The organism is Methanocalculus sp., assembly GCF_029762515.1.
GTDB lineage: Archaea > Halobacteriota > Methanomicrobia > Methanomicrobiales > Methanocorpusculaceae > Methanocalculus.
This window is the reverse complement of sequence record NZ_JARVGN010000372.1, coordinates 1-2,237: the sequence shown is the minus strand read 5'-3', so window position 1 is coordinate 2,237 and position 2,237 is coordinate 1. Positions and strand designations below refer to the sequence as shown.

3 protein-coding genes and 1 pseudogene are annotated in these 2,237 nt (G+C 46.7%); 3 read left to right on the top strand and 1 reads right to left on the bottom strand.

Features of this window, described 5'->3' with window-relative positions; genetic code table 11:
* Positions 1-226, bottom strand: a 226-nt coding sequence (locus QCH34_RS11065) for a hypothetical protein (protein WP_300334104.1), incomplete at its 3' end; no start/stop codon positions are given.
* Positions 227-275: 49 nt separating this feature from the next.
* Between QCH34_RS11065 and QCH34_RS11060 the strand changes: the two genes are divergently transcribed.
* The 3 genes and pseudogenes from QCH34_RS11060 to QCH34_RS11050 form a co-directional block, all read left to right on the top strand.
* A complete protein-coding gene (locus QCH34_RS11060) occupies positions 276-1,313 on the top strand; it encodes a hypothetical protein (RefSeq protein ID WP_300334101.1) in 1,038 nt (345 codons plus the stop codon).
* A 333-nt stretch (positions 1,314-1,646) separates the two neighbouring features.
* Positions 1,647-1,856: pseudogene (locus QCH34_RS13360) on the top strand (hypothetical protein); the annotation flags it as partial.
* A gap of 117 nt (positions 1,857-1,973) precedes the next feature.
* Positions 1,974-2,237, top strand: a 264-nt coding sequence (locus QCH34_RS11050; protein ID WP_300334106.1) for a cupin domain-containing protein, incomplete at its 3' end; no start/stop codon positions are given.

Genomic DNA, 2,237 nt, shown 5'->3' with positions numbered 1-2,237 from the left:
ATATATTAATCGCTATTGGGGCAGTAGCCATTGTATTGATCGCGGTCTTTGGTTTCCTCTCGCTTCTTGCCGGGGATGTCTGCCCCCCACCGGGTTGGCAGGGGCCACGGCCCCCGTGGTGCGAACAGCCACCGGTTCGCGGTCCTTTTGAATACAGGGAATTAACGTATATTTCCGGAACAGGCCAGCTTGCCAGTAAAGAGCTTCTGCTAGGGATCGGAACCATGGATATGTGGGGGAACCCTCATGTGTGGATCGATCTGGGTGAAGATCCCGTGAAGAATCTCGACTCCACAATGGAGAGGATCGGAACAATCGGAAGTAAGGCAGTATACATTTCTGATTTTGCAATGTTTAATGATAAGTTCGAAGTCACCTATGTAACAGAAGATCTAATCCCTAAGGCAGTCACCATCACCCCTGATGAGATGAAGCAGATTACCAAATCTGCAAAAAAGAACAATCAGGGGATGGTCATGCTCGTATCGAACCTCTATGATCCACTTTTATCAATATCTGTGGCGCTCACCGGAAGTTCAGTCGAAAGAACAAAGGGAGCATTTCGAACACCGGGTCTTGATCTTCGAACAGCAGATGAAGAAACAATAATGCTGACTTTTAATAAAATATGGCCAGGATGGCGGGAGATAATACTAAAACAAGCTGATAAGGCAGAGGCTGCGGGAATCGATTATATGACAATCAACCCAAACGATCAGGCATTTGAATATATTCTTAAATCTGATATTCTGGATGACCGATATCGGGAGCTTATTCCAGAGGTGAGAAAGAGATTCTCCGGCAAAATTGGATTAATTGGTATGCTGCCACATGTAAATGAGCTCGAATCAGTTCATGATGTTGATTTTGTGTTGATCTCATGGGATCCTAACGGCGATTATATTGGGAGGGATATCTTTGCGGATACCAGGAACACTGATATCGATGAAATTGAAGCTTCATTTACCGAGTGGCTATCCCGACCAGAATGGGAGAAATTCAAGGGAAAAGAGGTGTATATCTCCGTTACACTTCCAAGCTATACAGGGGCGCTTCAGGAGGGGTGGATAGAACCCGCCCTTGGTGAAGAGCGATGGACGATTAACTACAGGGAACAGGCTCTTGGATACGAAGGGCTATTCAGGGCTCTTTATAAAGGAGATTATAACATCAAGGGCGTCTTCTCATATGGCTACTGGTGGAGCGACCAGCTCTATCCTGTAACAAAGGATATCAGAAACGACCTTATGCATACTATCAGGCAGAAAGATGCGGAGAACGTCTTTTACAAGTGGTCGAAAGTGTTTGTGTAATTATCCGGGATAGAGCGTATCTGAAAGGGATCACAATGGATCCCTTAAAAAAATACTTATCGTATTCCGGGAATAATACCTTTTTTACGATATTCAACTCAAATGTCCATACTTTTCCCCTCTAAAAAAGTAAGTCCATTTTAAAGACAATTGATGATTCTGAAACAATCAGTTCGATATAGATCCTCTCAATGAATAATAGCAAACACATATGGGATTTCAACACAATGCCCGAACTGTTGTTGAAGTACTATGGATACAACATGGATCTCCCCCCATGAATCCGTTCAGAGAGTCTATGAACGGCTGTAAGAAGACACCACGGAGACACCCATGCACTCTGTGACTTCCTCCATAAGGATTTCAACAGGCAATCGCCGATGCACTCGGGGTGTGGCGGTCACGCAGCTCCCGGTTGCCGCAGCTGCACCCGAATACATGGAGCAGAAGGCAACCATCGATGCAATCTTCGCCCTTGCCTTTGGCCTCTACACCTATGTGAACCCGATCCCAACCGTTACCGGAGCGCCCAATCAGGTAAAGCTCTTAACAGAAGACCTCAAAGGATTAACTGGCGGAATCCTCCCGGTTGAGCCGGACCCCGTGAAGGCGGTCGATGGAATCGCCGCACATCGAGGCAAAGAGAAAGGAGCTTGGAATATGAGTGATGATATCAAGGGAAAAGTGATCAGGCTGGATGAGCTCGTTGAGTACCAGGATGGAACGGTTGCAAGCAGGATGGTGATCAAGCAGAAGCATGGCAACATCACCATCTTCTCTTTTGACGAAGACGAGGGGCTCTCGGAGCATACCGCACCCTTTGATGCCCTTGTCACCATCCTGGATGGCGAATGCGAGATCTGGCTTGAAGGGAAGACGTTTGAGATGAAGACGGGCGATTCGATCATCTTCCCGGCAAATACC